Origin of the sequence: Thioalkalivibrio sp. ALE23, assembly GCF_000378545.1 — a bacterium.
Classification (GTDB): domain Bacteria; phylum Pseudomonadota; class Gammaproteobacteria; order Ectothiorhodospirales; family Ectothiorhodospiraceae; genus Thioalkalivibrio.
The window spans coordinates 125,619-149,267 of sequence record NZ_KB900032.1 but is presented as its reverse complement, the minus strand read 5'-3'; the positions used below and the strand labels follow the sequence as shown (position 1 = coordinate 149,267).

General features: G+C 68.4%; 17 protein-coding genes and 1 tRNA gene. 10 read left to right on the top strand and 8 right to left on the bottom strand.

Annotated elements, in window-relative coordinates:
* Window positions 1-17: 17 nt before the first annotated feature.
* The 3 genes from ccoN to F573_RS0104380 all read right to left on the bottom strand — a co-directional run bounded on the left by ccoN (window position 18) and on the right by F573_RS0104380 (window position 3,411).
* Window positions 18-1,505, bottom strand: coding sequence for a cytochrome-c oxidase, cbb3-type subunit I (gene ccoN / locus F573_RS0104390; RefSeq protein WP_024329217.1), 1,488 nt, complete (start codon window positions 1,503-1,505; stop codon window positions 18-20).
* 269 nt (window positions 1,506-1,774) lie between these two features.
* Window positions 1,775-2,653, bottom strand: a complete 879-nt coding sequence (bioC, locus tag F573_RS0104385; protein ID WP_019021589.1) for a malonyl-ACP O-methyltransferase BioC — start codon at window positions 2,651-2,653, stop codon at window positions 1,775-1,777.
* The gene (locus F573_RS0104380; protein ID WP_019021588.1) at window positions 2,650-3,411 is read right to left on the bottom strand and encodes an alpha/beta fold hydrolase; all 762 of its coding nucleotides are present in this window, start codon (window positions 3,409-3,411) and stop codon (window positions 2,650-2,652) included. The genes bioC and F573_RS0104380 overlap by 4 nt, the downstream gene beginning before the upstream one ends.
* A 72-nt stretch (window positions 3,412-3,483) precedes the next feature.
* Here F573_RS0104380 and plsY point away from each other — a divergent pair, with 72 nt between their 5' ends.
* On the top strand, window positions 3,484-4,128 hold the full coding sequence (gene plsY / locus F573_RS0104375) for a glycerol-3-phosphate 1-O-acyltransferase PlsY (RefSeq protein WP_019021587.1): 645 nt from the start codon (window positions 3,484-3,486) through the stop codon (window positions 4,126-4,128).
* Between the two features lie 18 nt (window positions 4,129-4,146).
* On the opposite strand, the gene tsaD is transcribed toward plsY, so the two are convergent.
* Window positions 4,147-5,166 carry a tRNA (adenosine(37)-N6)-threonylcarbamoyltransferase complex transferase subunit TsaD gene (gene tsaD / locus F573_RS0104370; protein WP_018869076.1) on the bottom strand — a complete coding sequence of 340 codons (1,020 nt, stop codon included), beginning with the start codon at window positions 5,164-5,166 and terminating at the stop codon, window positions 4,147-4,149.
* Window positions 5,167-5,227: 61 nt separating this feature from the next.
* A complete protein-coding gene (locus tag F573_RS0104365) occupies window positions 5,228-6,418 on the bottom strand; it encodes a class I SAM-dependent methyltransferase (protein WP_019021586.1) in 1,191 nt (396 codons plus the stop codon).
* Window positions 6,419-6,511: 93 nt separating this feature from the next.
* On the opposite strand from F573_RS0104365, the gene F573_RS0104360 reads away from it, so the two are divergent.
* The 3 genes from F573_RS0104360 (at window position 6,512) to F573_RS0104350 (ending at window position 9,154) form a co-directional block, all read left to right on the top strand.
* Complete coding sequence (locus F573_RS0104360; protein ID WP_038033199.1) at window positions 6,512-7,234, top strand: pteridine reductase; 723 nt, start codon at window positions 6,512-6,514, stop codon at window positions 7,232-7,234.
* A gap of 48 nt (window positions 7,235-7,282) precedes the next feature.
* Window positions 7,283-7,552 carry an accessory factor UbiK family protein gene (locus tag F573_RS0104355; RefSeq protein WP_018869073.1) on the top strand — a complete coding sequence of 90 codons (270 nt, stop codon included), beginning with the start codon at window positions 7,283-7,285 and terminating at the stop codon, window positions 7,550-7,552.
* A 90-nt stretch (window positions 7,553-7,642) separates the two neighbouring features.
* Complete coding sequence (locus F573_RS0104350) at window positions 7,643-9,154, top strand: YifB family Mg chelatase-like AAA ATPase (protein ID WP_019021584.1); 1,512 nt, start codon at window positions 7,643-7,645, stop codon at window positions 9,152-9,154.
* Window positions 9,155-9,209: 55 nt separating this feature from the next.
* Here the strand turns inward: F573_RS0104350 and F573_RS0104345 are convergent, their stop codons facing one another.
* Complete coding sequence (locus F573_RS0104345; RefSeq protein WP_018869071.1) at window positions 9,210-10,100, bottom strand: c-type cytochrome; 891 nt, start codon at window positions 10,098-10,100, stop codon at window positions 9,210-9,212.
* Between the two features lie 203 nt (window positions 10,101-10,303).
* Between F573_RS0104345 and F573_RS0104340 the strand changes: the two genes are divergently transcribed.
* Window positions 10,304-10,380: transfer RNA gene (locus F573_RS0104340), tRNA-Arg, on the top strand.
* Between the two features lie 190 nt (window positions 10,381-10,570).
* Here the strand turns inward: F573_RS0104340 and F573_RS0104335 are convergent.
* Window positions 10,571-11,641: an Rpn family recombination-promoting nuclease/putative transposase gene (locus F573_RS0104335; RefSeq protein ID WP_019021583.1), complete on the bottom strand. Its 1,071-nt coding sequence runs from the start codon at window positions 11,639-11,641 to the stop codon at window positions 10,571-10,573.
* Window positions 11,642-12,037: 396 nt separating this feature from the next.
* On the opposite strand from F573_RS0104335, the gene F573_RS0104330 reads away from it, so the two are divergent.
* The 5 genes from F573_RS0104330 to F573_RS15490 all read left to right on the top strand — a co-directional run bounded on the left by F573_RS0104330 (window position 12,038) and on the right by F573_RS15490 (window position 22,559).
* The gene (locus tag F573_RS0104330) at window positions 12,038-15,616 is read left to right on the top strand and encodes an EAL domain-containing protein (protein WP_019021582.1); all 3,579 of its coding nucleotides are present in this window, start codon (window positions 12,038-12,040) and stop codon (window positions 15,614-15,616) included.
* A gap of 7 nt (window positions 15,617-15,623) precedes the next feature.
* Window positions 15,624-16,595: an ABC transporter substrate-binding protein gene (locus F573_RS0104325; RefSeq protein WP_026300795.1), complete on the top strand. Its 972-nt coding sequence runs from the start codon at window positions 15,624-15,626 to the stop codon at window positions 16,593-16,595.
* Window positions 16,592-20,464, top strand: coding sequence for a PAS domain-containing protein (locus F573_RS0104320; protein ID WP_019021580.1), 3,873 nt, complete (start codon window positions 16,592-16,594; stop codon window positions 20,462-20,464). Before F573_RS0104325 ends, F573_RS0104320 begins: the two co-directional genes overlap by 4 nt.
* Window positions 20,465-20,486: 22 nt before the next feature.
* On the top strand, window positions 20,487-22,349 hold the full coding sequence (locus F573_RS0104315) for a diguanylate cyclase domain-containing protein (RefSeq protein ID WP_019021579.1): 1,863 nt from the start codon (window positions 20,487-20,489) through the stop codon (window positions 22,347-22,349).
* A 75-nt stretch (window positions 22,350-22,424) separates the two neighbouring features.
* Window positions 22,425-22,559 (top strand): hypothetical protein, encoded by a 135-nt coding sequence (locus tag F573_RS15490; RefSeq protein ID WP_018869066.1) that lies wholly within the window; start codon window positions 22,425-22,427, stop codon window positions 22,557-22,559.
* Between the two features lie 128 nt (window positions 22,560-22,687).
* On the opposite strand, the gene F573_RS0104305 is transcribed toward F573_RS15490, so the two are convergent.
* Window positions 22,688-23,626 (bottom strand): DmsC/YnfH family molybdoenzyme membrane anchor subunit, encoded by a 939-nt coding sequence (locus F573_RS0104305; RefSeq protein WP_019021578.1) that lies wholly within the window; start codon window positions 23,624-23,626, stop codon window positions 22,688-22,690.
* Between the last annotated feature and the right edge of the window lie 23 nt (window positions 23,627-23,649).

Genomic DNA, 23,649 nt, shown 5'->3' with positions numbered 1-23,649 from the left:
TTCCTCTTCTCCCCTGATCAGGCCGTGCGGGCTTCGGCTTCGATGGCTTCCTGACGGGCACGGGCTTCCGCCTTGATGCCCGAGCGGACCGTCATGAAAATGTTGAACGCCATGATCACCATGCCCAGGAGGAACAGACCGCCGCCGATGGCACGCACCACGTACGGCTGATGCAGGAACACCACGGACTCGGTGAAGGTGTAGGCCAGGTTCCCGTACTGGTCGAAGGCGCGCAGCATCAGGCCCTGACCGATACCGGCCACCCACATCGCAGTGATGTAAAGCACGATGCCGACGGTGGCGAGGAAGAAGTGCACGTACACCAGCTTCAGGCTGAAGAGGTTCACGTTCCACAGCCGCGGGATCAGGTGATAGAGCGAGCCGAAGCTGATCATCGCCACCCAGCCCAGGGCACCGGAGTGCACGTGGCCCACCGTCCAGTCGGTGTAGTGGGACAGCGCGTTCACGCTCTTCAGCGACATCATCGGACCCTCGAAGGTCGACATGCCGTAGAACGCCAGCGCGGTGATCAGGAACAGCATGATCGGGTCGGTGCGCAGTTTGTCCCAGGCGCCCGACAGGGTCATGATCCCGTTGATCATGCCGCCCCAGGACGGCAGCAGCAGCAGGATGGAGAAGGTCGCCGCCAGGGTGGAGACCCAGTCCGGCAGGGCCGTCCAGTGCAGGTGGTGCGCACCCACCCACATGTACAGGAAGATCAGCGCCCAGAAGTGGATGATCGACAGCTTGTACGAGTAGATCGGACGGCCGGCCTGCTTCGGCACGAAGTAGTACATCATCCCGAGGAACGCGGCCGTCAGGAAAAAGCCCACCGCGTTATGGCCGTACCACCACTGACGCATCGCGTCCTGCACACCGGAGAACATCGGGTAGGACTGCGGATTGAACAGGCCCACCGGCACTTCGATGTTGTTGAAGATGTGCAGCAGCGCGGTCGCAAGGATGAACGACATGAAGAACCAGTTCGCCACGTAGATGTGCGGCTGGTTGCGGCGCAGCAGCGTCATGGTGAAGACCAGGAAGTACACCACCCAGGTCACCAGGATGATCAGGTCGATCTGCCAGTTGAACTCGGCGTATTCGCGACCCTGCGTGATCCCGGCCATGTAGCTGATCACGCCCAGGATGAGCGCGAGGTTCCAGCCATAGAACGTGAAACTGGCCAGGGAGTCGTTCCACAGTCGCGCGTGACAGGTGCGCTGAACGACGTAATAGGACGTGGCGAACAGGGCGTTACCCCCGAAGCCGAAGATCACCGACGTGGTGTGCACCGGGCGGAAGCGCCCGAAGGTGATCTGCGCGATGTCGAAGTTCAGGAACGGCCACGCGAGCTGCGAGGCAATCCAGACCCCGGCGGCCATGCCGAACACGCCCCAGAGGACGGCGGCAACCGCGAACTTCTTGACGATCGCGTAGTTGTACTGCTCGGTTGAAGCGACTGACGCTGCGGGTGCGGCACCCGCGGTAGTGGCTGCTTGTGACATGACTTTTCCACCTTGCTGCGGGGAACACGAAGGTCCCGATGGATCGGGGGCTCAGAACTCTACCCCATTACCGGTCGACAAAAAAAACCAAGACCACCCCCTGCAGTCGGACATTCGTTCGAGAGCAGGGGAACTTTCTGGCCGCTGAAGGATACACCGGCGGATACCCCTGACGCGAGAGTGCACCGAGTGATTCCGCTCGGTGTTGAGGCAAATCACGCACCCGCGATTTTGACGCGGGATTTTCGAGGGAGTGCGAGCGGCGGGCTTCAGGAGACCGGCCGAATCGGGATGGTGCGCCCTTCCGGCGCGCGCGGCGGGGGCGCATCCGGCACCCAGGCGTGCCCGTACACGACCTCCCAGGTCGCCGGCAGGCGGCCTTCCACGCCGAATCGCTCGGCGTAGGCCTCGGCCACGGCCACCAGGCGCCGGGGGCCGGTAAGCCCGCGGCCACGCCCGGCCAGGGCGTTGCGCACCCCCACACCCCGCAGATCGCGCATCAGTCGGGTGAGATCGGGATAGGTCAGGGTCAGGGTTTCCTGATCCATCACCGGGTCGGCGAAGCCTGCGCGCACCAGGGCATCGCCGATGTCGTGCATGTCGATGAAGGCATTCACGTGGGCGGCCGCACCGCCGTCCACCGCGGCGAACGCCTCGCGCAGCTCGCTCAGGGTGGCCGGGCCGAAGGTGGTGAACATCCACAGGCCACCGGGCGCCAGGATCCGGCGGACCTCGGCAAACGCGCGATCCAGACTGCTGCACCACTGCAGCGCGGCGCTGGAGATCGCCAGATCCTGCGAGGCGTCGGCCAGCGGCAGGGCCTCCATGTCGGCACACAGCACCCGCGGGCGCCGCAGCCAGCGCCCGCGCCGGCGGGCCCGCTGCAGCATGGGCGGCGCGAAGTCGACCCCGGTCAGACGGGCGCTGCGATAACGGCGGGCCAGGTCGTCGAACGATTCGCCGATCCCGCATCCCAGATCGATCACGCGTTCCGGCTGCATGCGGATCAGGTCCAGGCGTTCGAGCAGGCGCCCCTGAACCTCGCACTGCACTGCCGCGTGCGTTTCGTAGTCGGCAGCGGCGCGGGCAAAGCCTTCACGCACCCGTGCCTTGTCGAGTTCGAAGCCGGAAGGGTCGATGTCGCTCATGCGGGGATCTCCGCCAGCGTTGCATGGATGAATTCGGCGACCGTATCGGGCGCCGCCAGCGGCAGGGCGTGCGGACCGGGCACCCGCCGAATGCGCGCCCCGGGCACCCGGGTCGCCAGATGCCGTTCCAGACCCGGCGGGATCAGGGCGTCGTCCTGGGCCAGCAGCGCGGCCAGCGGCAACCCGGCGCCCAGATCGCCACGCCGGTCCGCATCACGCAGCGCGGCGAGCCCCGCCACCAGGGCCTCGGGTCGCGCCGCCGCCGCTTCCAGCCCGCCGCGCAGGGAACGCGCGAGCGCGGCGGGCTCCCGCGCGCCCCGCGCGCACAGCGCAGCAAACTGGCGGCGCAGGCGTCCGGTGTCGCTGCCGAGCAGACGGGCAAAACCGTCCAGCTCGCGGGGATCCATTGCCTCCGGCCAGTCCGCCGCGCGCACGAAGCGCGGACTTCCCGCCACCAGGATGCGTCCCCGCGCATGCGCGCCCCGGACGGCCAGCGCGGGCAGTGCGCCCAGCGACCAGCCGGCCCACACGGGACTCTCGAGGTCGTCGGGCAACCCCGCCACCAGCTGCGCGGCGACGGCATCCGGATCGGCCAGCTCGTCACCGCCGCCGGCGGCGCCATGGCCGGGCAGGTCCGGGGCATGGATCCTCCCCGCGTACCCCCGCGCCCGCAGCGCACGGATCACGGGCTCCCAGACCGCGCCGGAGAAACCCCAGCCATGCAGCAGAACCAGCGCGGGGGCGCTCCCGTCGCTCACGAGCGCCCCCTGCCCCGGCCACGTCCCGTTGCGTATGATGGGCCCGCATTCGCCAACCGGAACCGCTCCACCATGCTCAGCGCCATTGCCATCGTCCTCGCCTATCTGCTCGGGTCCGTATCCAGCGCGATCCTGGTCAGCCATGCGCTGCGGCTGCCCGACCCGCGCACCACCGGCTCGCGCAACCCCGGCGCCACCAACGTGCTGCGCACCGGCGGACGCACGGCGGCCCTGATCACCCTGCTGGGCGACGTGGCCAAGGGCTGGCTGCCGGTCTTCATCGTCCTGCAGTGGACGGACCTGCCGGGCTGGGCCGCGGGCGCCGTGGGCCTGGCGGCCTTTCTCGGCCACGTCCTGCCAGTGTACTACCGCTTTCAGGGCGGCAAGGGTGTCGCCACCGCGCTGGGCGTCCTGCTGGCGCTGAACCCGCTGGTCGCCCTGCTGAGCGCGCTGACCTGGCTGGCGGTCGCGGCGATCTGGCGCTATTCCTCGCTGGCGGCGCTGGTGGCCGCCGGCGCGGCGCCGCTGTACCTGGCCTTCGCCCCGGGCGAGCCGGATTTCTGGATCGTCACGCTGGTCGCGGTGATGGCCCTGATCCTGTTCATCCGCCATGACGAAAACATCCGGCGGCTGATGCGCGGCGAGGAATCCCGCATCGGCGAGAAGAAAAAGCCCGCCTCCGGGGAAGACGACGCCGAAGAAGACGGCTCCGCGTAGGGCGGCTGCGGCCCGGCTTCAGCCGGTCAGCTCCGCCAGCGGCCAGCGCGCCCGGGCATGGATGACCGGGCTGCCGGCGTCGTCCACCGCCTCGGCGGCGCGCCCGGTCTGCAACCGGCGCAGGCCGGCCAGCGCGATCATCGCTCCGTTGTCGGTGCAGAATTCCGCCCGCGGAAAATGCACCGGCACACCGCTCTCGCGCGCCATGCGCTCCAGACCCGCGCGCAGGGTCGCGTTCGCGGCCACCCCGCCGGCCACCACCAGCGCCGGCGCACGGCTCTGCTTCAGCGCACGCCGGGTCTTCTCCACCAGGGTCTCGCTGACCGCCTCCTCGAACGCCCGCGCGACATCCGCCGGGGCGTGTCCGCCCTTGCGCACGGCCGTCAGCACCGCGGTCTTCAGCCCGGAGAAGCTCATGTCCAGACCGGGCCGGTCGAGCATCGGCCGCGGCAGGCGCAACGCATCCGCCTCTCCGTCGGCCGCCAGCCGCGCCAGCGCCGGCCCGCCCGGATAGCCCAGCCCCAGGAGCTTCGCGGTCTTGTCGAAGGCCTCGCCGGCGGCATCGTCGATGCTCTCGCCCAGCAGCTCGTAATCGCCCAGTGCACGCGCGTGGATCAGCTGGGTGTGTCCGCCGGACACCAGCAGCACCAGAAACGGGAAATCGAACTCGCCCTCCAGCATCGGCGCCAGCAGATGTCCCTCGAGGTGATGCACCGGCAGGGCCGGCACACCCCAGCCCCAGGCGAGCGAACGCGCCACGGCGGCGCCGGTGAGCAGCGCCCCCAGCAGCCCCGGCCCGCCGGTGTAGGCGATGGCATCCAGCTCTTCCCCGCGCATGCCGGCCTCGTCCAGCACTGCGCGCACCAGCGGCAGCAGGCGCCGCACGTGGTCACGCGAGGCCAGCTCGGGCACCACGCCGCCGTAGACCGCGTGCAGATCGGTCTGGCTGTAGAGCCGGTGCGCGAGCAGACCCTCGCGGTCGCTGATCAGCGCCACGCCGGTCTCGTCGCAGGAGGTTTCGATGCCGAGTACGTTCATCCGGGAATCATGCCCCGCGGCGCCCCGGCGGGAAAGTGCCCGCACCGGCCCCGTGTCTCCGTCACAGCCGCCCCCGGCGGTCGGGAAGGCCGGCCCGCGACAGCGAGGGGCAGTCGCGGGTCAGGGCCATGACCTGAAAGCGCTCGCCCATCTCCCCCGGCAGTGTCAGCATGCGCACCGCCTGCGCCGCGCGCAGAGTGGTCTCGGCGTCACTGGCGTCGCCCACCCGCGCATCGAAGCGCGCGGGAAGGCCGGCCGCCAGCAGGAACTCGCCCTGCGCGGCGTACACCGCGACCTCCAGCCCGGCGGCATCCGCGGCCTCCGCGACCGCGGTAAAATCCACGCTGGCGGTCAGATCCATCAGCCCCGGCTGCGCCAGTGGATCCAGCACCATCTGCTGACGGTGGTACCCCACCAGCGTCCCCTGATGCCGCTCCGGGGCGTAGAAGGCGTCGCGCGGGAAGCCGTAGTCGACGATCACCACCGCGCCGCGCTCCAGATGCTCCGCCGCGGCCGCGACCCAGGCGTTCTGGGCCGGACGCCACTCCGAGGTGTAACCCTCGGGCCACGGCCCGCAGCGCGCGTGCAGCTCATACACCGCGCTGCGCAGCGGCTCCGGCGCCGGGCGTTCGGCCAGCACCAGACCGCCCTCGTCCGCGGACACGCCCATCTGCCCCACCGCCCCGTCGCGCCAGCGGAACAGCTCCACCGGCAGGGCATCCAGCACCTCATTGGCCAGCACTACGCCGCGCCAGGGCTCCCGCGGCAGGGCATCCAGCCAGGTCACCCGCGCGAAGTCTTCCGCCGGCAGCACCGCCTGCAGATGCTCGCGCTGGCGCTGGCGCAGATCGGGGCTGACCTCCAGGATCCAGTACCCCGCCCACGGCACGCCCGCCTCGCGCAGGGTGGCCAGCACGTCGCCCGCCAGCCTCCCGGTGCCTCCGCCGAATTCCAGGATCACGCCCTCGCCGCCGAGGTCCTGCTGCAGCACCGGCGCCAGCCATGCCGCCAGGGTCTCGCCGAACAACGGCGAGATCTCCGGCGCGGTGACGAAATCCCCGCCCGCGCCCAGCTTGTGCGCCCCGTTGACGTAATATCCCAGACCCGGTGCATAAAGCGCCCGGTCCATGTATTCGACGAAGGGCAGGAACCCTCCGGCCTCGCGGATGCTCTGTTGCAGGGAGTCCACCAGCCGCGCGGAAAGGTCCGCGGCCGGGTCCCCGGGGCCTGTGCTAGATTCTGCCGGCGGCATTGGTCATTCGTTCCATGCAGGGAGTTGGCAGTGGCAGAGAGTGCCCCAGGCAAGGATTCACCGAAACCCCCGGAGGACGGCGGCGAACGCCGCGTGGTCCTGATCACCGGCGGCGCGCGGCGCATCGGCGCGGCCATCGCGCGCGAACTGCACGCCGCCGGACTGGACGTCATCGTGCACTGTCGGCGCTCGCGCGCCGATGCCGAAGCGCTGACCGACGAACTGAACGCCCGGCGTCCCGACAGTGCCCGGCCGCTGCAGGCCGACCTGCTCGACCCGCAGGCCCCGGAGGCCCTGGCCCGGGAAGCGCATGCCTGGCGCGGCCGGCTGGACTTTCTGGTCAACAACGCCTCCACCTTCTACCCCACGCCGGTGGGCGAGATCACCATGGCGCAATGGGACGACCTGATGGGCTCCAACGTGCGCGCCCCGCTGTTCCTGACCCAGGCCTGCATCCCCGCCCTGCGGGCGACCGGCGGCGCGGTGGTGAACATCGTCGACATCCACGCCCTGCGGCCGCTGAGCGGCTATCCGGTGTACTCGGCCGCCAAGGCCGGGCTGCATGCCCTGACCCAGTCGCTGGCACGCGAGCTGGGTCCGGAGGTGCGCGTCAACGGCGTGGCACCGGGGGCCATCCTCACTCCCGAAGACCCGGCCAACGTCGCCCCCCACGAGGCAATGGTGGAGCGCACGGCCCTCAAGCGGCCCGGCGACCCGGCGGATATCGCCCGCACCGTGCGCTTCCTGCTGCTGGAGTCCCCCTACATCACCGGCCAGGTGATCCCGGTGGATGGCGGCCGGTCGGCCTCGCAATGACACCGGAACGCGTTAGACTGGAAGAACCGAAACCCGGAGACCGCAGGCATGCTTGACCCGAAACATTTCGATGACCTCGCCCGACGCATCACCGAAAGCCTGCCGGAATCGGTGCGCAGCGTGCAGGAAGACGTCCACCGCCAGGTGCGCAGCTCGCTGCAGGCCGGTCTGGAGCGCATGGACGTGGTGACCCGCGAGGACTTCGACGTCCAGGTCGCCCTGCTGGAGCGCACCCGCGAGCGCCTCGCCGAACTGGAGGCCCGGGTGGAAGCCCTCGAGCAGGCCGCCCGGCCGCAGGACACCGATTCCGACAACTGACCGCCGCATGTGGCGCCGCCCGCGGCCGCGCCATCACCAACCAGTTGCCGCCGGGCCCGGAACGCCCGGCCCGAACAGGGAGAGGCAGGGATGCCCATCGCCATTGTCACCGCGCGCGCGACCGACGGGATCCGCGCACCGGCCGTCACCATCGAGACCCACCTGGCCAACGGCCTGCCGGCCTTCCAGATCGTCGGCCTGCCCGAGGCCGCGGTGCGCGAAAGCCGCGACCGCGTGCGCGCGGCCATTCAGACCGCAGGCTTCGAATTTCCGCGTCGGCGCATCACCGTCAACCTGGCGCCCGCCGACCTGCCCAAGGAGGGCGGGCGCTTCGATCTGGGGATTGCACTGGGGATCCTGGCGGCCAGTGAACAGGTCCCGCAGAGCGCCCTGGATACCCGCGAATTCCTCGGCGAACTGAGCCTCGACGGGCACATCCGTCCGGTGGGCGGCGCCCTGCCGGCCGGACTGGCCGCCGGCGAGGCGGGGCACCAGCTGGTCCTGAGCCCCGATGACGGTCGCGAGGCCGCCCTGACCGGACGTGCCGACATCGTAACCGCGCGCCACCTGGGCGAGGTCTGCACGGCCCTCAACGGTGGCCCCGCCCTGCCCGCCGCCGAACCTCCGGCAGCGTGTCCACCGGCCTACCCCGACCTGGCCGACGTACGCGGCCAGCATCGCGCACGCCGCGCGCTGGAGATCGCCGCCGCCGGCGGGCATCACCTGCTGATGGTCGGACCGCCGGGCAGCGGCAAGTCCATGCTGGCCGCCCGCATGCCCGGGCTCCTGCCGCCCATGGATGACGCCGAAGCCCTGGAAACCGCCGCGATCCACAGCCTGCGCGGTACCCGGCACCTGCACGAGGACTGGCGCAGCCGCCCGTTCCGGCAGCCGCACCACACGGCCTCGGGCGTGGCCCTGGTGGGGGGCGGCGGGACGCCCCGCCCGGGAGAGATCTCGCTGGCCCACAACGGGGTACTGTTCCTGGACGAGCTGACCGAGTTCGACCGGCGGGTGCTGGACGTGCTGCGCGAGCCCCTGGAGACCGGCGTCATCCACATCTCCCGCGCCGCCCACCAGGCCGAATTCCCGGCGCATTTCCAGCTGGTCGGCGCCATGAATCCCTGCCCGCAGGGCTTCGACTGTGACCTGGGGAACGCGTGCCAGTGCACCCCGGAGCAGCGCGGGCGCCATCGCAAGCGGCTGTCGGCGCCCCTGCTGGACCGGATCGACCTCGCAATCGACGTACCGCGCATCCCGCCGGCGGAACTCGGCCGCGACACCCCCGATCCGGACGCCGAGGACAGCACCACGGTCGCCCGCCGCGTGGCCGCGGCGCGCCGGCTCCAGCTGGAACGCCAGGGCTGTCTGAACCGGATGCTGGAAGGCCGCGCCCTGCAGCAGCACGCCCGCCTGCCCGAGGAAGAACGGGCGCTGCTGGATGCCGCCGCGGAACGTTTTCGCCTGTCGGCCCGGGCCTACCACCGGATCCTGCGCGTGGCCCGCAGCCTCGCCGACCTGGCCGGGGCACCGACGATCGGCCGCGCCCAGCTGACCGAGGCCCTCAGCTTCCGCGCCCTGGACCACTGGCGCGTGGAGTAGACACGAAAAAGCCCCGCCACGACGCGTTCGTGGCGGGGCTTTTCGCAGCCCGGCCTCAGGACTCGTCGAACGTCGCGATATAGGCAGACAGATCGGCGATATCCTGATCCGACAGATTGCGCGCGTTCGGCGCCATCAGGTGGGTGTCATCCCCCACGGTCTCGCCGGCGCGGTACGCCACCAGACGACCGGCAATGAACTCCGCCGTATTCCCGGCGATGGCCGGGAAGATGCCCACGCCCTGCCCCCGGGCGCCGTGGCAGGCGACGCACGTGCCGTACAGCTGGTTTTCCGCGCGCGTGGCGTCACCCGCAGCCAGATCGATGCCGTTGACGGTTTCACCATTGCCATTCGTGGCGGCTTCCTCCGCGGCGGCCTCCTCCTCGGCGGCGGCCTCTTCTTCCTCGCTCGCGGCTTCCTCACCGTTGCCGTTCTCCGCGGCACCGTTGTCCGGCGACCAGCCGTGATCCACGTCCGCCTGATCCAGCATGTAGGCGACCGCCTGGCGAACCTCGTCGTCGCTCAGGCTCGGGTCCCCGCCCTTCGCCGGCATCGCATTGAAGCCGTTGATGGAGTGATCAAAGAGGGTATCCATGCCCTTGTCACTGAAGCGCGAGGACCATTCGTCGGTGTCGTCCACGATGGGCGCACCCGAAGCACCCGTGTCGTGACACGCCGCGCAGACATTCTGGTAAATATCCCCCGGACTCAGATCGGCCGCTTCCTCGTCCGCCACGTCCACCGGACCGGCCTCGACCCGTCCCGCCGGAGTCAGGCGTTCCGTCAGCTGTTCCTCGGTAATGGTGGTGCGTTCCGCCGTGCCCATCTGGCCGAGCCAGTTCACCAGCTGGGCCACCAGGAAAATGACCGCGCCCGCCAGCGCGATTGCCGAGATGAACAACAGCACCTTGTTCCCGGCATCCATCTTGATCGGTTGATTCGCCACTTCTCTCCCTCCGAGATCCGGCCGAATGCGGCCTTGATTTTGGTTTCCCCTGGAATCCGGGCGCGGCCCTGAAAGCTGCGGCGCACGGGCGCGCACGAGGGGCGAGAGTATAGGGCATCCGGCGCAACCAGACCACAAACCAAGTACAGCACTCAAAAATCACTGGACGAAAAAAGCCGCGCCGCGTACCATTTCGCTTCGTAGCGCCCGTAGCTCAGCTGGATAGAGCGCCACCCTCCGGAGGTGGAAGTCAGAGGTTCGAATCCTCTCGGGCGCGCCATTTCCCGCAAGACCCAGGCCCTGCCATCCGATTCGGGGGTCATTGGTGAACCTCCCACGACGGCCGATGACTACATTGAAGACGGGGCAGGCAGGATGCACGGCTCCGAGCTTTTGTGCCGGAACCGATCCTCGGCGAGCGTACGGAGCACGCAGACGGAAGGCCATCCGGCTGGCCTGACGGCCGGCCGTCAGGCGAAGAGATCTTCCGGACGTTTTGCCGTCAGAATCCGCTCGGACCAGCGCAGCAACGTCTCCGAATCCGCCTGTTCGATTCGGGCACGATATGTTTCGGCCGCCTCGGCGCCAAAACGCATCTCCACCAGGCGCAGCAGCACGGCTTCCCCGCCTTCCTTGCGACCCTCTTCACGACCCTCTTCACGACCCTCTTCACGGCCCTCTTCACGACCCTCTTCACGGCCCAGTTCGCGTCCTTCCCTTCGCCCCTCCTCGATCCCCTGCTGCTTCCAGTCCCGGGTCCATTCCTCCACACGTTCCGCAAGCATGCTGCGTACCTCCTGCAAGTCCGCTACCTGTTCCAAGTCTACACCCGGCACGCGCGCCGGCAGCAACACGCGCTTGATCCACACCGTAAAACTCCGCCGCAGTCCCGTCTGTTCCGGGCGCCGCAACCACGCCACCAGCCTCTCCAGGACCCGTTCCATGTCCTCCGGACGACGGCTGTTCTCCAGCGCAAACAGCGCCGCCGCAAGATTGCGCACCTCCGGCAGCCCGTCGTCCCGAAAACGGCTTTCGTCCAGCAGCAGATAACGCAACTGCGGGCGATAGCGTTCCAGACCGCCCGGAACCGTCTCGATCAGCTCTGCAACCTCCTCCGGCGCCTGCCAGCGGCGCGAACCGCTGTAGAGCACCACCGGCAACACCGGCGGCAATCGACCGGAAGCCGTCAATTGAGCGCCCTTGCGCAGATCCTCGTACAGCAGCCCCAGATAGGTCATCAGCCGCAGCGCCATGAACCGCTCCGGCGAGGACTGGAACTCCAGCAGCAGATACACATACAGCCACTGCCCGTCCCCCGCCCAACGCACGCGCCAGACCATGTCGTCCTCGCGCTCGCGCAGGTCCTCGCTGACGTAGCCGTCACTCACCCGGCTCAGCGTGGAAAAATCCAGCCGCTCCACCCATGGCTCGCGGACATACCCGCGAATGAGATCCGCCACCATCTCCGGGTGACTGAACAGCAGCTTGTACCCGTAATCGTGCCCACGGGCCCGGCCCGCAGCGTCCTTGTCCTGCCCCATCCCTGGGTCCTCACTGATTGTGCGTGGCTCACAACTCTATCCCCGCTCGCGACACCGAACCAGAATCGCCGCCGAGATCACCGGCGGCGCCCGGGGCCCGCGCACCCCCCGCGCCAAACTGGCGCCCCGCATTCGAGCACTGGCAGCGGACGTTCCTGTGCATGCGCTGCGGGGACGTTCCGAAACGGGCAGGCATTGACGGAACGACTCCACTGGCTCAAGCACGCGGAATCGTGGCAGGCTCCCATGGCGCTGCCGTCCCCCGGTTTCTCAACGGGTCTTCCCGTTGCGGTCTCGGCGCACGAGGCCTTGAAAATAAGGCCGGTCGTGCAGTACATTGGAACCTTTCCGCCACGAGCGGTAGCGCATGACGTCCGGCAACCGGCACCACCCGCGATGCAGTCCCGCGACCCGCTGCCCGGGCGCACACGGGTGTACCGCGTTCGGGGGCGCATGAGGCGTTCGGGCGCGATCCGGTGGCTGCGGGCCGCCTGGCTGCTGGTGCTGCTGAGCCTGGCGGCCCCCGGGAGCCCGGCGCTCGCCGGGGCGCCCGAGTTCGAGGAGGTCTTCGATCAGCACGGGGCGGTGATGCTGTGGATCGAGCCGGAGTCCGGCGAGATCGTCGATGCCAACCCCGCCGCCGCGTCCTTCTACGGCTACTCGCGGGAAGAACTGCGTGGCATGCCGATCCAGCAGATCAACACCTTCACCCCGGAGCAGGTCGCCGAGGAACGCGAGCTGGCTGCACTCGAGGGGCGCAACTATTTCATCTTCCGCCACCGCCTGGCCGATGGCGAGATCCGCACCGTTGAAGTGCATTCCCATCCGTTCCCCTTCGGCGACCGTACCCTGCTGCTGTCGGTGATTCAGGACATCACCCCCGGCCGCAACCTCCAGCAGGGCCTCTGGCATTATCAGGAACGCCTGGAGGAAATGGTCGAGCTGCAGTCCACCGAGATCGTCGCCCGGGAGCGCCAGCTGCGGTACTGGCTGATCGGCGGCCTGGTGGTACTGTCCGTGCTGGTCGTCGCCCTGGCGCTGAACATCCGCCGGCGCCGCCGTATCGAAGAGCGCCTGCGGACCTTCAGCGAGGACTTTCACACCTTCCTCGACCAGACCACCGATTTCATCTATTTCAAGGACGCACAAAGCCGCATCCGCTTCTGCAGCCAGCCGATGGCACGCGTCACCGGGCACGATGACTGGCGCGAGATGGTGGGCAAGCATGATCGCGAGATCTTCCCCGCGGATACCGCGCGGATCTACGAGGAGGAAGAGAAAGCCATCTTTGCCGAGGGCCGGCCGATACTCAATCGGGTCGACCCGTTCTACGATGCCGATGGCCGCCCGGGTTACGTGCAGACCCACAATTGGCCGCTGTTCGACCCCCAGGGGCGAGTGCGCGGCGTGTTCGGCATCAGCCGCGACATCACCGAACACAAGCTCATCGAACAGATCCTCTCCACGCTCAACGGTGAACTGGCCCGGCTGGGCGGCGAGGAGTTCTTCCAGCGTGCCTGCCGCCTGCTGTGCGAATCGTTGGGGACCGAGATTGCCTTCGTTGGCCGCCTGGAGGAGGGGCAGCATCGGGTTGAGGCGTTTGCCGGCTGGGCAGACGGTCAGCCTCTGACACCCTTCCGCTACGATCTGGCGGGCCCCCCCTGTGCCAACGTGACGAAAGACGGTACCGCCTGTTACCCGGAGAACATCCGGAGCCTGTTCCCGCAGGACCACCTGCTCGAGGAGATGGACATCGAGGCCTATGTCGGCCACAACCTGATGGATCGGCAGGGCCGGGCGCTGGGGATCCTGGTGACCCTGAGTCGCCACCCGCTGAAAGAGCGCCTGCACGAACTGGCCCCCGCGATGCTCGGGCTGTTCGTCGACCGCGTCGCCTCCGAGATGCAGCGCAGCGAGGCCGAAGACCGGCTGATGCAGGCCGCCAGCGTCTTCCATCATGCCAACGAGGGGATCCTGATCACGGATCCGCAGGGCCGCATCCTCGACGTGAATGCCGCCTTCTCGCGCATCACCGGCTACCGGCGCGAGGAGGTGCTGGGCCGTAATCCGAGCATGCTGCAGTCCGGCAAGCACGACGAGGCCTTCTACGCGGACCTGTGGCAGACCCTCGAGGCCGAGGGAAGCTGGTCGGGCGAGGTATGGAACCGCCGCAAGGACGGCGAACTGTACGCCGAGATGCTGACCATCAGCGCGGTCCGCGATGGCGAGGGTGCGGTGCAGCGCTATGTGGGGCTGTTCTCGGACATCACCCCGCTGAAGGAGCAGCAGCGACAGCTTGAATACATGGCCCATTTCGACGCGCTCACCGAGCTGCCCAACCGGGTGCTGCTGGCGGATCGTCTGCATCAGGCCATGGCCCAGGAGGCGCGGCGTGGACAACAACTGGCGCTGGTCTACCTCGACCTGGACCGCTTCAAGGAGATCAACGACGGTCACGGCCACGAGGTGGGCGATCACATGCTGGTGGCACTGGCGGAGCGTCTGAAGGGATGCCTGCGCGAAGGCGATACGCTGGCGCGGCTGGGCGGCGACGAGTTCGTCGCGGTGCTGCTGGACCTGCCGGACATTGAATCCACCCAGCCGCTGCTGCAGCGCCTGCGCGAGACCGCATCCCGCCCGGTGCACGACGGCAGGCACCACCTGCAGGTCACCGGCAGCCTCGGGGTCAGCCTGTATCCCCAGGCCGAACCCGTGGACGCCGACCAGCTGCTGCGCCAGGCGGACCAGGCGATGTACCAGGCCAAGCTGGCCGGCGGGGACCGCTACCACCTGTTCGATGTGGCATCCGACCGCAACCTGCGCGATCAGCACGAGGCCCTGGAGGCCATCCGTCAGGGCCTGGCGAACGACGAGTTCGTGCTCTTCTACCAGCCCAAGGTGTCGATGCGCAGCGGCGAACTGGTGGGGGCCGAAGCCCTGATCCGGTGGCAGCATCCGCAGCACGGCCTGCGGCCCCCGGGCGCATTCCTGCCGCAGCTGGAAGGCCATCCGCTGATGGTGGAGCTGGGCAACCGGGTGATCGAGATGGGGCTCGCGCAGATCGAACAGTGGCGCGAACAGGGCCGCCCGCTGACGGTCAGCGTCAACGTGGATGCGCTGCAGCTGAGCGACCCCGACTTCATCGCCGGGCTGCGCGCCGCCCTCGCCCGCCATCCCGGGGTACTGCCCGGGGACCTGGAACTGGAAGTGGTCGAGACCAGCGCCCTGCACGACATCACCCACGTGTCGTCCCTGATCAAGGAGTGCCGGGAGCTGGGCGTACGTTTCTCGCTGGACGATTTCGGTACCGGCTATTCCTCGCTGTCCTATCTCAAGCGCCTGCCGGTCGAGACCCTCAAGATCGACCAGTCCTTCGTGCGCGACATGCTGTACGACCCGGACGATCTGTCCATCCTGCACGGGATCATCGGCCTGGCCGGGAGCTTCCAGCGCGAGGTGCTCGCCGAGGGAGTGGAGACCGAACTGCACGGCGAGATGCTGCTGCAGCTGGGCTGCGAGATGGCCCAGGGCTATGCCATCGCCCGCCCCATGCCCGCCGACCAGCTGCTGTCGTGGCAGGCGCAGTGGCAGCCGCACGCCAGCTGGACGCAGGCCACGCCGGTCGCGAACGAGCTGCGCCCGATGCTGTTCGGCATCGTCGCCCACCGCGCCTGGGTCAACTCGCTGCAGGAGTTCCTGCAGGACCGGACGGAATGGCCGCCCGAGCCGGATCCGCGACGGTGTCCGTTCGGTCGCTGGCTGCATGCCCATGACCCCGACGGCGACCGAATGCCGTCGATCCATGCCCTGCACGATCAGGTCCATCAGCTGGGCGACGAGCTGGTCCGGCTCAAACGCGAGGGTCACGCCGCACGGGCCCTCGCCCGGTTTGGCGAGATGGAGGCGCTGAGCCACCAGATGACCGGTACGATCCGTGGCCTGATCGGCGCGCATGCGCCCCGGCCGGCAGAATAAAGCGGACATGTACATGGATCGACGCAGCTTTCTGGTCACCGCCGGCGCCACCCTCCCCGCCCTGCTGGGGGCCTGTGGCCGTCCGGACTCGCCGCTGGAGATCGCCGGCCACGTATGGCCGGGCTACGAGCCGATGTTCCTGGCTCGGGCCATGGGCTGGCTGGACCCCGAGCGGGTCCGGCTGCGCGAGACCGCTTCCGCCAGCGAATCCATGCGCCGGCTGGCCACCGGAGAGGTCCATGGTGCGGCGCTGACCCTGGACGAGGTGCTGCGGGTGCGCGCCGGGGGTACGGATCTTCGCATCGTGCTGGTCTTCAACATCTCCGCGGGGGCCGACATGGTGCTGGCGCGCCCCGCGATCGAGACCCTGGAAGAGCTGGCCGGGCGCCGGATCGGCGTGGAAGACTCGGCCCTGGGGGCCCTGATGCTCCACCACACACTGGACACGGCGGGCCTCAGTCGCGACGAGGTCGAAACGATGTCGCTGACCATCAACGCGCAGGAAGCCGCCTGGGAGCAGGATGAGGTGGATGCCGTAGTGACCTATCAGCCCGTCGCCGACCGCCTGCTGGACGACGGCGCGCACGTCCTGTTCGACAGCCGGGCGATGCCGGACACGATCTTCGATGTCCTCGCGATCGAGGCCGGTCACCTGGAACGGCTCGAACGCTCGACCCGCCACCTGATCGCGGCGCATTTCCGTGCCCTGCATCACCTGCGCGCCAACCCGGTGGACGCGGGCTACCGCATGGCGGAACGCCTGGGGGTCCCCGGCCACCGCGCCATGGAAACCTTCCGCGGACTGGCGCTGCCGGATCCGTCCAGCAACCGGCGCCTGCTGGATGGTTCCGACTCCCGGGTCCTGCAGGCGGCACGGGAGATCGCCGGCCTGATGGGAGATGCGGACGCGCCGCTGGACCGCGACTTCGGGGATGAACTGGTACGCCCGGATCTGCTGCCGCGCGAGGAGCCCCGATGAGATACGCGATCGGGATCGCAGCCCCCCTGCTGGTCGCCGTGCTGATGCTTGCAGCGACGCCGGCGGTGGCCGAACGCCACGTGACCGTGGGGATCCTGGCCTTCGAACCGGAGGATGTGGCCCGAGAGCGCTGGGGCCCGCTGATCGAACACCTCGACGCGCAACTGGAAGACGTGACGGTGGAGGGCGTGATCGCCGATTACTCGACGATGGAGGAAAATCTGCGCCACAACCGGCTGGATTTCCTGCTTACCAACCCCAGCCACTACATTCGTATCCGCAGCGACAGCCAACTTTCGGGTGCCCAGGCGACCCTGGTCCCGCTCGAGGAGGGGACACCGGTACGCGGCTTTGGCGGGGTCGCCTTCACCCGCGCCGACGACGATCACATCCGCGACTGGGAAGACATCCCCGGGCAGCGGATCGCAGCCATATTCCGGGACTCGCTGGGCGGCTATCAGTCTCAGGCCCGGGAGATACGCGAACGGGGCGCGACACCGCGTGATGCAGACATCGAGTTCACCGGCATGCCGCATGACCGTGTGGTGGACCGGGTCCTCGAAGGCGAGGCGGACGTGGGGTTCGTACGCACCGGGATCCTGGAACGCCTGCTGGAAACCGGCCAGATCGAGCCTGAAGAACTCCGTGTCATCGGACGGCAGGACATGGTGGATTTTCCGCTGGCCCTGTCCACGCGCGTCTATCCGGAGTGGCCGTTCATTGCACTCGAGCAGGTCCCGCGCGAGCTCAGCCACCGCATGCTGATCGCCCTGCTGGAGCTGGACCCCCGCTCGGAACCCGCGCGGGCTGCGGGCATCGACGGCTTCACTGTCCCCATGGACTACGAGCCGGTGGAAGAACTGGCGCGCGAACTCCGGCTGCCGCCGTACGACGCGACCCCGGAGCTCACGGTGCAGGAATTCCTGGAAACCTACGGCCGCCAGGTGACCCTCGTACTGGTGGTCGCCAGTCTGATGCTCGTGTTGATCCTCGGCCTGGTGCTGGTCAACCGTCGCCTGACCACGGTGCGCCGGGAACTGGAAGACAAGGCGGCGGCCCTGGGAGACAGCGAAGCCCACGCCCGCGCACTGATGCGGGCCCTGCCGGACAGCCTGTTCCGGATGGACCGGGACGGCACCTTCGTCGAATGCGAGGCGGTCTCGGAGGAGATGCTGCTGATGTATCCCGAGGACTTCCTCGGGCGGCGCCTGGACGAACTGTTCCCGCCCGCCTATGCCGAACCGGGTACCCGGGCGATCCGCGAGGCGCTGGACAGCGGCGAGGTCCGCGACTTTGAATACGATGCGACGACGCTGGGCAAGCCCGGCCAATTCGAGACGCGGGTGGTCCCGCTGAACGACCGCGAAGTGCTGATGATTGTGCGCGACGTCAGCCAGCGATACGCCATCGAGGCGACACGGAACCGGGAACGCCGCTTCCGCGAGAACCTGCTTGCCAGTCTGGGCGAGGGCGTGTTCGGCATTGACCGGGATGGCCGTTTCACCTTCGTCAATCCCACCGGCTGCCGCCTGCTGGGGTTCGCCGACCAGAACGAGGCCCTGGGACGGGATTCCCACCAGACGGCGCATCACAGCCACCCGGACGGCTCCCATTATCCTGCGGAAGAATGCCCGATCCACGGAGTCCTGGTCAGCGGCGAGATGGTGGAAGGCTGGGAGGACCATTTCTGGCGTCAGGACGGCGAAGCCTTCCCGGTACTGGTCTACGCCTCGCCCATGCGGGACGACGCCGGTGAGTTGAGCGGCGTGGTGGTGTCGTTCCAGGACATTTCGATACGCAAGGCGATGGAGCGGGCCCTGGCCGACAGCGAGGCCCGCTTCCGTCTGGCCCAGGAGGCCGCACGCTTCGGTATCTGGGAATGGGATCTGGCGGAAGACCGGATCCACTGGGATGCACAGTGCTGGCGGATGCTGGGCGAGGACCCGGCGGAGGGCCGGTTGCTGGCCTACGAGGACTGGCGCAACCGGATCCACCGGGAGGATCTTGTCCAGGCGGAAGCGGAAGTACAGCGCCAGCTGGCCGAGGGCGGGAAGTTCTCCATCGAGTTCCGCTATCGCCTGGCGGACGGCGGCTGGCTGTGGACCCTCGGCCGGGGGCAGGTCATCGGGTGGAGTGCGCAAGGCGAACCGCGGCGGATGACGGGCATCCACGTCGACATCCAGCGGCTCAAGGAAACCGAGGCCGAGTTGCGCCAGCGCGAGAACGAGCTGGCCGAGGCCCAGCGCATCGCGCACATGGGCAACTGGATATCCGATTTCCGCTCCGGCGAGATCCGCTGGTCGGAGGAGGTCTACCGCATCTTCGGACTGGACCACGACCAATGGGGCGCAACCGAGGCGGCCTTCATGGAACGGGTCCACCCCGACGACCGCGACACGGTTCGCGCGGCCATCGATGCCTCGGTGAGCGGCCCGGGTGTGCCCTATCAAGTGGAACACCGGATCCTGCGCCCGGACGGCGAGGTCCGCACGGTCTACCAGCAGGGCGAGGTCGAATTCGACGACGAGGGCACGCCTCTGTGGATGCTCGGGACGGTGTTCGACATCACCGAACGCAAGGCCACGGAAGAAGCCCTGGCCCGGCGCCAGGCCGCCGACCGCGCGACCTCCGACATCGCCACTCGTCTGGTGACCCGACGCGACGTGGACCGGGCGACCGAGGAATCGCTGGCGGTGCTGGGGGAACTGCTGGGGGCCAGCCGGTCCGCGGTCCTGCTGCTGCGGCGCGACGGGTCGCTGATGGACAACACCCACGAATGGGCGGCCCCGGGCATCCCGCGGAAAAAGGATGAACTGCAGGCGCTGAACCTGGACGAACTGCCGGCGTGGCGGCAACGGATGGAGCAGGGAGAGCTGATACAAATGCCGGACGACACTCACGGCGGTGAAAGCTCCTCCACCGAACACAAGCTTGTGCGGGCTCTGGGCGTCCAGGCGATGATGGCCGCTCCGCTGCAGTTGGCCGGCGAACCCCAGGGGCTGCTGGGTGTGGTGGACGTACACGGAACGGCATCCTGGGGGCCGGAGGACGCCGAGACCCTGCGGCACGTGGCCGACCTGCTGGGCAACGTACTGGAACGTCACCGGGTGCAGCAGGCCCTGGAAGGGCTGAACCTGGAGCTGCGCCGCTCCAACGAGGAGCTGGAGCAGTTCGCCTACGGGGTGTCCCACGACCTGCGACAGCCGCTGCGCATGGTCAGCAGCTACCTGCAGCTGCTGGAGCGCAGCCTGGGCGAACGGCTGGATGCGGATCAGCAACGTTTCCTCGGTTACGCCACCGAGGGCGCCCGACGCATGGACCGCATGATCGTGGGCCTGCTGGAATATTCCCGGGTGGGACGCAAGACCGACCCCATGGCGCCAGTGGACACCCGCGAGGCCCTGGACACCGCTCTGGCGTTCCTGCAGCCGGCGGTGTCAGAAACATCGGCGCGCATCGACGTCGAGGGCGGCTGGCCGCGCCTGGTTGCCAGCCAGGACGAGCTGGTACGCCTGCTGCAGAACCTGATCGACAATGCACTGAAGTATGTGCCGGGCGACACACGCCCCGAGGTCCGCGTCGACGGACGCATCGACGACGACCACTGGGAGGTCCGCGTGCGGGACAACGGGGTCGGGATCCCGCAGGACCAGAAGGATCGCCTGTTCCGGGTCTTCTCGCGGCTGCACGGTCACGGGGAATATGAAGGCAGCGGCATCGGTCTGGCGCTGTGCCGCCGAATCGTGGAACATCACGGCGGCCGCATCGGCGCCGAATCGGACGGACCGGGACACGGCAGCACCTTCTGGTTCCGGATACCCCGCCGGACTCCGGAAGACGAGCGGACTGAAGACAACGCAGGCGCATGAAGGGGCCCGTGGAGAACACCCGATGAACGAGACCGCCGAACCGGTCACCGACGTCCTGCTGGTGGAAGACGAACCGGCGGACGTCCACCTGACGCGCATGGCCTTCGAGGAAGCCGGGGTCACCGCGCGCCTGCATCACGTGAACGACGGGCGCGAGGCCCTGCGGTTCCTGGCCGGCGAGCCACCGTACGACGAAGCCCCGCAGCCGGGGCTGATCCTGCTGGACCTGAACATGCCGCACATGGGCGGCCTGGAGTTCCTGCAGCGCCTGCGCGAGACCGACCAGGCCGACGCGATCCCGGTGGTCGTCCTGTCCACCTCGGATCTGGAACGCGACATCCGCGCGAGCCGGCAAAACGGGGCGGCCGACTACATGGTCAAGCCGCTGGACATGGAACAGTTCTGCGACCGTGTTCAGCGCCTGGCGAAGGACTGGAACCTGCCGCTGGTGGAGCACGCCCCGTCTCCGACGCCCGCCCCTTCCCCGACCGGGCATCGCGACGCCTCGCCGGAAGTGCCCCGAAAAGGCGGCGACCATGCAACGGCCCCGGCGGACACCCGCGGGGAGGGCGTGCCAGTGCTGCTGGTGGAAGACGACCCCGGGGACGCGGATCTGGTGCGCTTCGGCCTGCGCGGCTCGGCCCGCGAACACTTCGAGGTGACCTGGGTCGACCGGTTGTCGGCGGTGCCGCAGGCCCTGGACAAGGTTTCGCCCGCCATCGTTCTGCTCGACCTGTCACTGCCTGACAGCACCGGGGTGGACACCGTGCGCGCCGCACGCGAGTGGTTCCGGGACACGCCAATCATCGTGCTGACCGGTTACGACGACGAGGATTTCGCTCTCAGGACACTGGAAGCCGGGGCGGCGGACTACTTGGTCAAGGGTCGTATCGAGACCTCCGCCCTGGTGCGCGCGATCCGCTATGCCCGCAGCCGCGCGAGTCTGGAGGGACGTGTCCGCGAATCCGAGGCGCGCATGGCCGCCGCACTCGAAGGGGCCCATCTGGGCCTGTGGGACTGGCGGATCGACGAGGATTTGATGTTTTTCGACCGTCGCTGGGGCGAGCTCACCGGTCTGGCGGAGACGGAAGGTACGGGGTCCGTAGCGCTGTGGGACGGGGCGGTGCATCCGGATGACCGCGAGCGGCGGGACACCGCCCTGCAACGACACCTGAAAGGCGAAACCCCACGCTATTCGACGGAGTTCCGTGTACGTCGCCCGTCCGGCTCCGAGGCCTGGCTACAGGATGCCGGGCAAGTGATCGAACGCGACCGTGACCAGCGCGCCCGGCGAATTGTGGGCGTGGTCCAGGACATCACCGAACACAAACGAATGGAGCAGCGACTGGAAACGCTGGCGAGCACCGACCCCCTGACCGGGCTGGCCAACCGTCGGCTGTTCATGGACGAATTGGAGCGCGAATACGCGCGGATGCGCCGGGAACCGGGCTATGCCGCCGGCCTGCTGATGCTGGACATCGACCACTTCAAGCGTTTCAACGACCGTTACGGTCACGAGATCGGAGATCAGGTGCTGGTCCAATTCGCCGACTGCATCGCCTCGTCGCTGCGGGCCGGCGACCGCGCCGCACGCCTGGGCGGCGAGGAAGTCGCAATCCTGCTCCACGGGACCTCGCCGGAAGACACCGAGCACACCGCGGAGCGCGTACGGGCGCGGGTGGAGGCGATGGAGCCGCAGCCCGACCGCCCGAACACCACCGGGGTGACGACCAGCATCGGGGTGACCATCCTTCGCGCGGACGACAGGGGCGCCGACGATGCGCTACGGCGGGCCGATGACGCCCTCTACGCGGCCAAATCCCGGGGACGCAACTGCGTGGTCATGAACGGCAGCACCCGAGAGGAAGAGCCTCCGAAAGATTGAGACAGGTCATGGCAGCCCTGTGGGGAACCGGTCTATTTTTGTAGCAGGTGCGGCATTTACCACAGGGAGAGCGCCATGATTACCGAAATCCTGTTTCAGTCCCCGATCGGCATCCTGACCATTGCGACCCTGCTCGGCATCGTTGTCTTCCTCGGCTGGGTGGGCTATGTGGTCGTGCACAACGTGCGCGAGGCCGGCAAGAACAAGTAACCCGGCATCCCCGAACGCCCCGACGGGCATCGGCGTCGGATTCCCCTGAACGAAAAGGCCCCGCATCCGGGAACCCGGATGCGGGGCCTTTTGCTGCGGCACCACGGCCGCTCGGCGGGTCAGACGGGTCAGGTGTGCTGATCGCCGTGGTACAGACGCACCACGTGCTTCGCCTCGGCGAAGAACAGCCAGCGCTCCATTCCGACGCCGATCAGGGACGAGACCACCGCCAGCCAGGCGGTCGCTGCCGGGGCCCCCGTCAGGACCGCGGCGAACACCAGGGCCGGCACGATGAAGCCCAGCAGGAACACGGCCATCTTCAGCGTGTCGGTGGTGTTCTTGCCCGGGTCGTAGCCGAACTCGTCGGTCAGAAAGGTGCCGGCGGTGTGGCCGGTATCCAGCAGCCGGACGGTGGCGCGGTTAAAGGTGGTGGCGGTGTTGATGGTCGGGCCGCTCACGCGCGAGATCCAGAAGTAGTAGATCCCCTTGAGGACCGCGGCGATCAGCAGCATCACGATGGCCACGCCGGCGTGCATCGCGGTGGCGTTGTCAAAGGCGCTGGCAATGGCTGCATAGGCGACCGCGCCGGTGGCCACGCCCAGCATGATGTAATTGGCCGGGGTCAGCGCGGTGTTCCACTGGCGGATGGTCTTCAGGCAGCCGTAGATCATGCCGGTCGAGAACAGCGTGATCACGGCGAGGATCGCGGCCACCAGGCCGGCCACCATGCCCAGCGGGCCGATCTCCGGACCGAACAGCAACACGCAGAGGCCATAGACCAGCGCAAACGGATAGAACAGCACGGCAAACACCGCCTCGCGCGAGAGCCAGGAGGTCCTGAAGCGCATGAACGAACGCCAGGCGTTCTTCTTGTTCGCCAGGTGGCCGGTGGAAAGGAGCAGGCCGAAGGTAATCAGGCCCAGCGCGGCAACGCCGTGGGCGATCAGTTCACCGTGGCTCATCGCCGGACCGATGCCGGCCAGATGAAAGATTACCAGCAGGACGAACAGACCATAGCCGGCGCCCGAAGTGACCGTGAACAGGATGACGGAAAGTGCAGGATGCATGGTGTTTTCTCCCCGGATGCGGC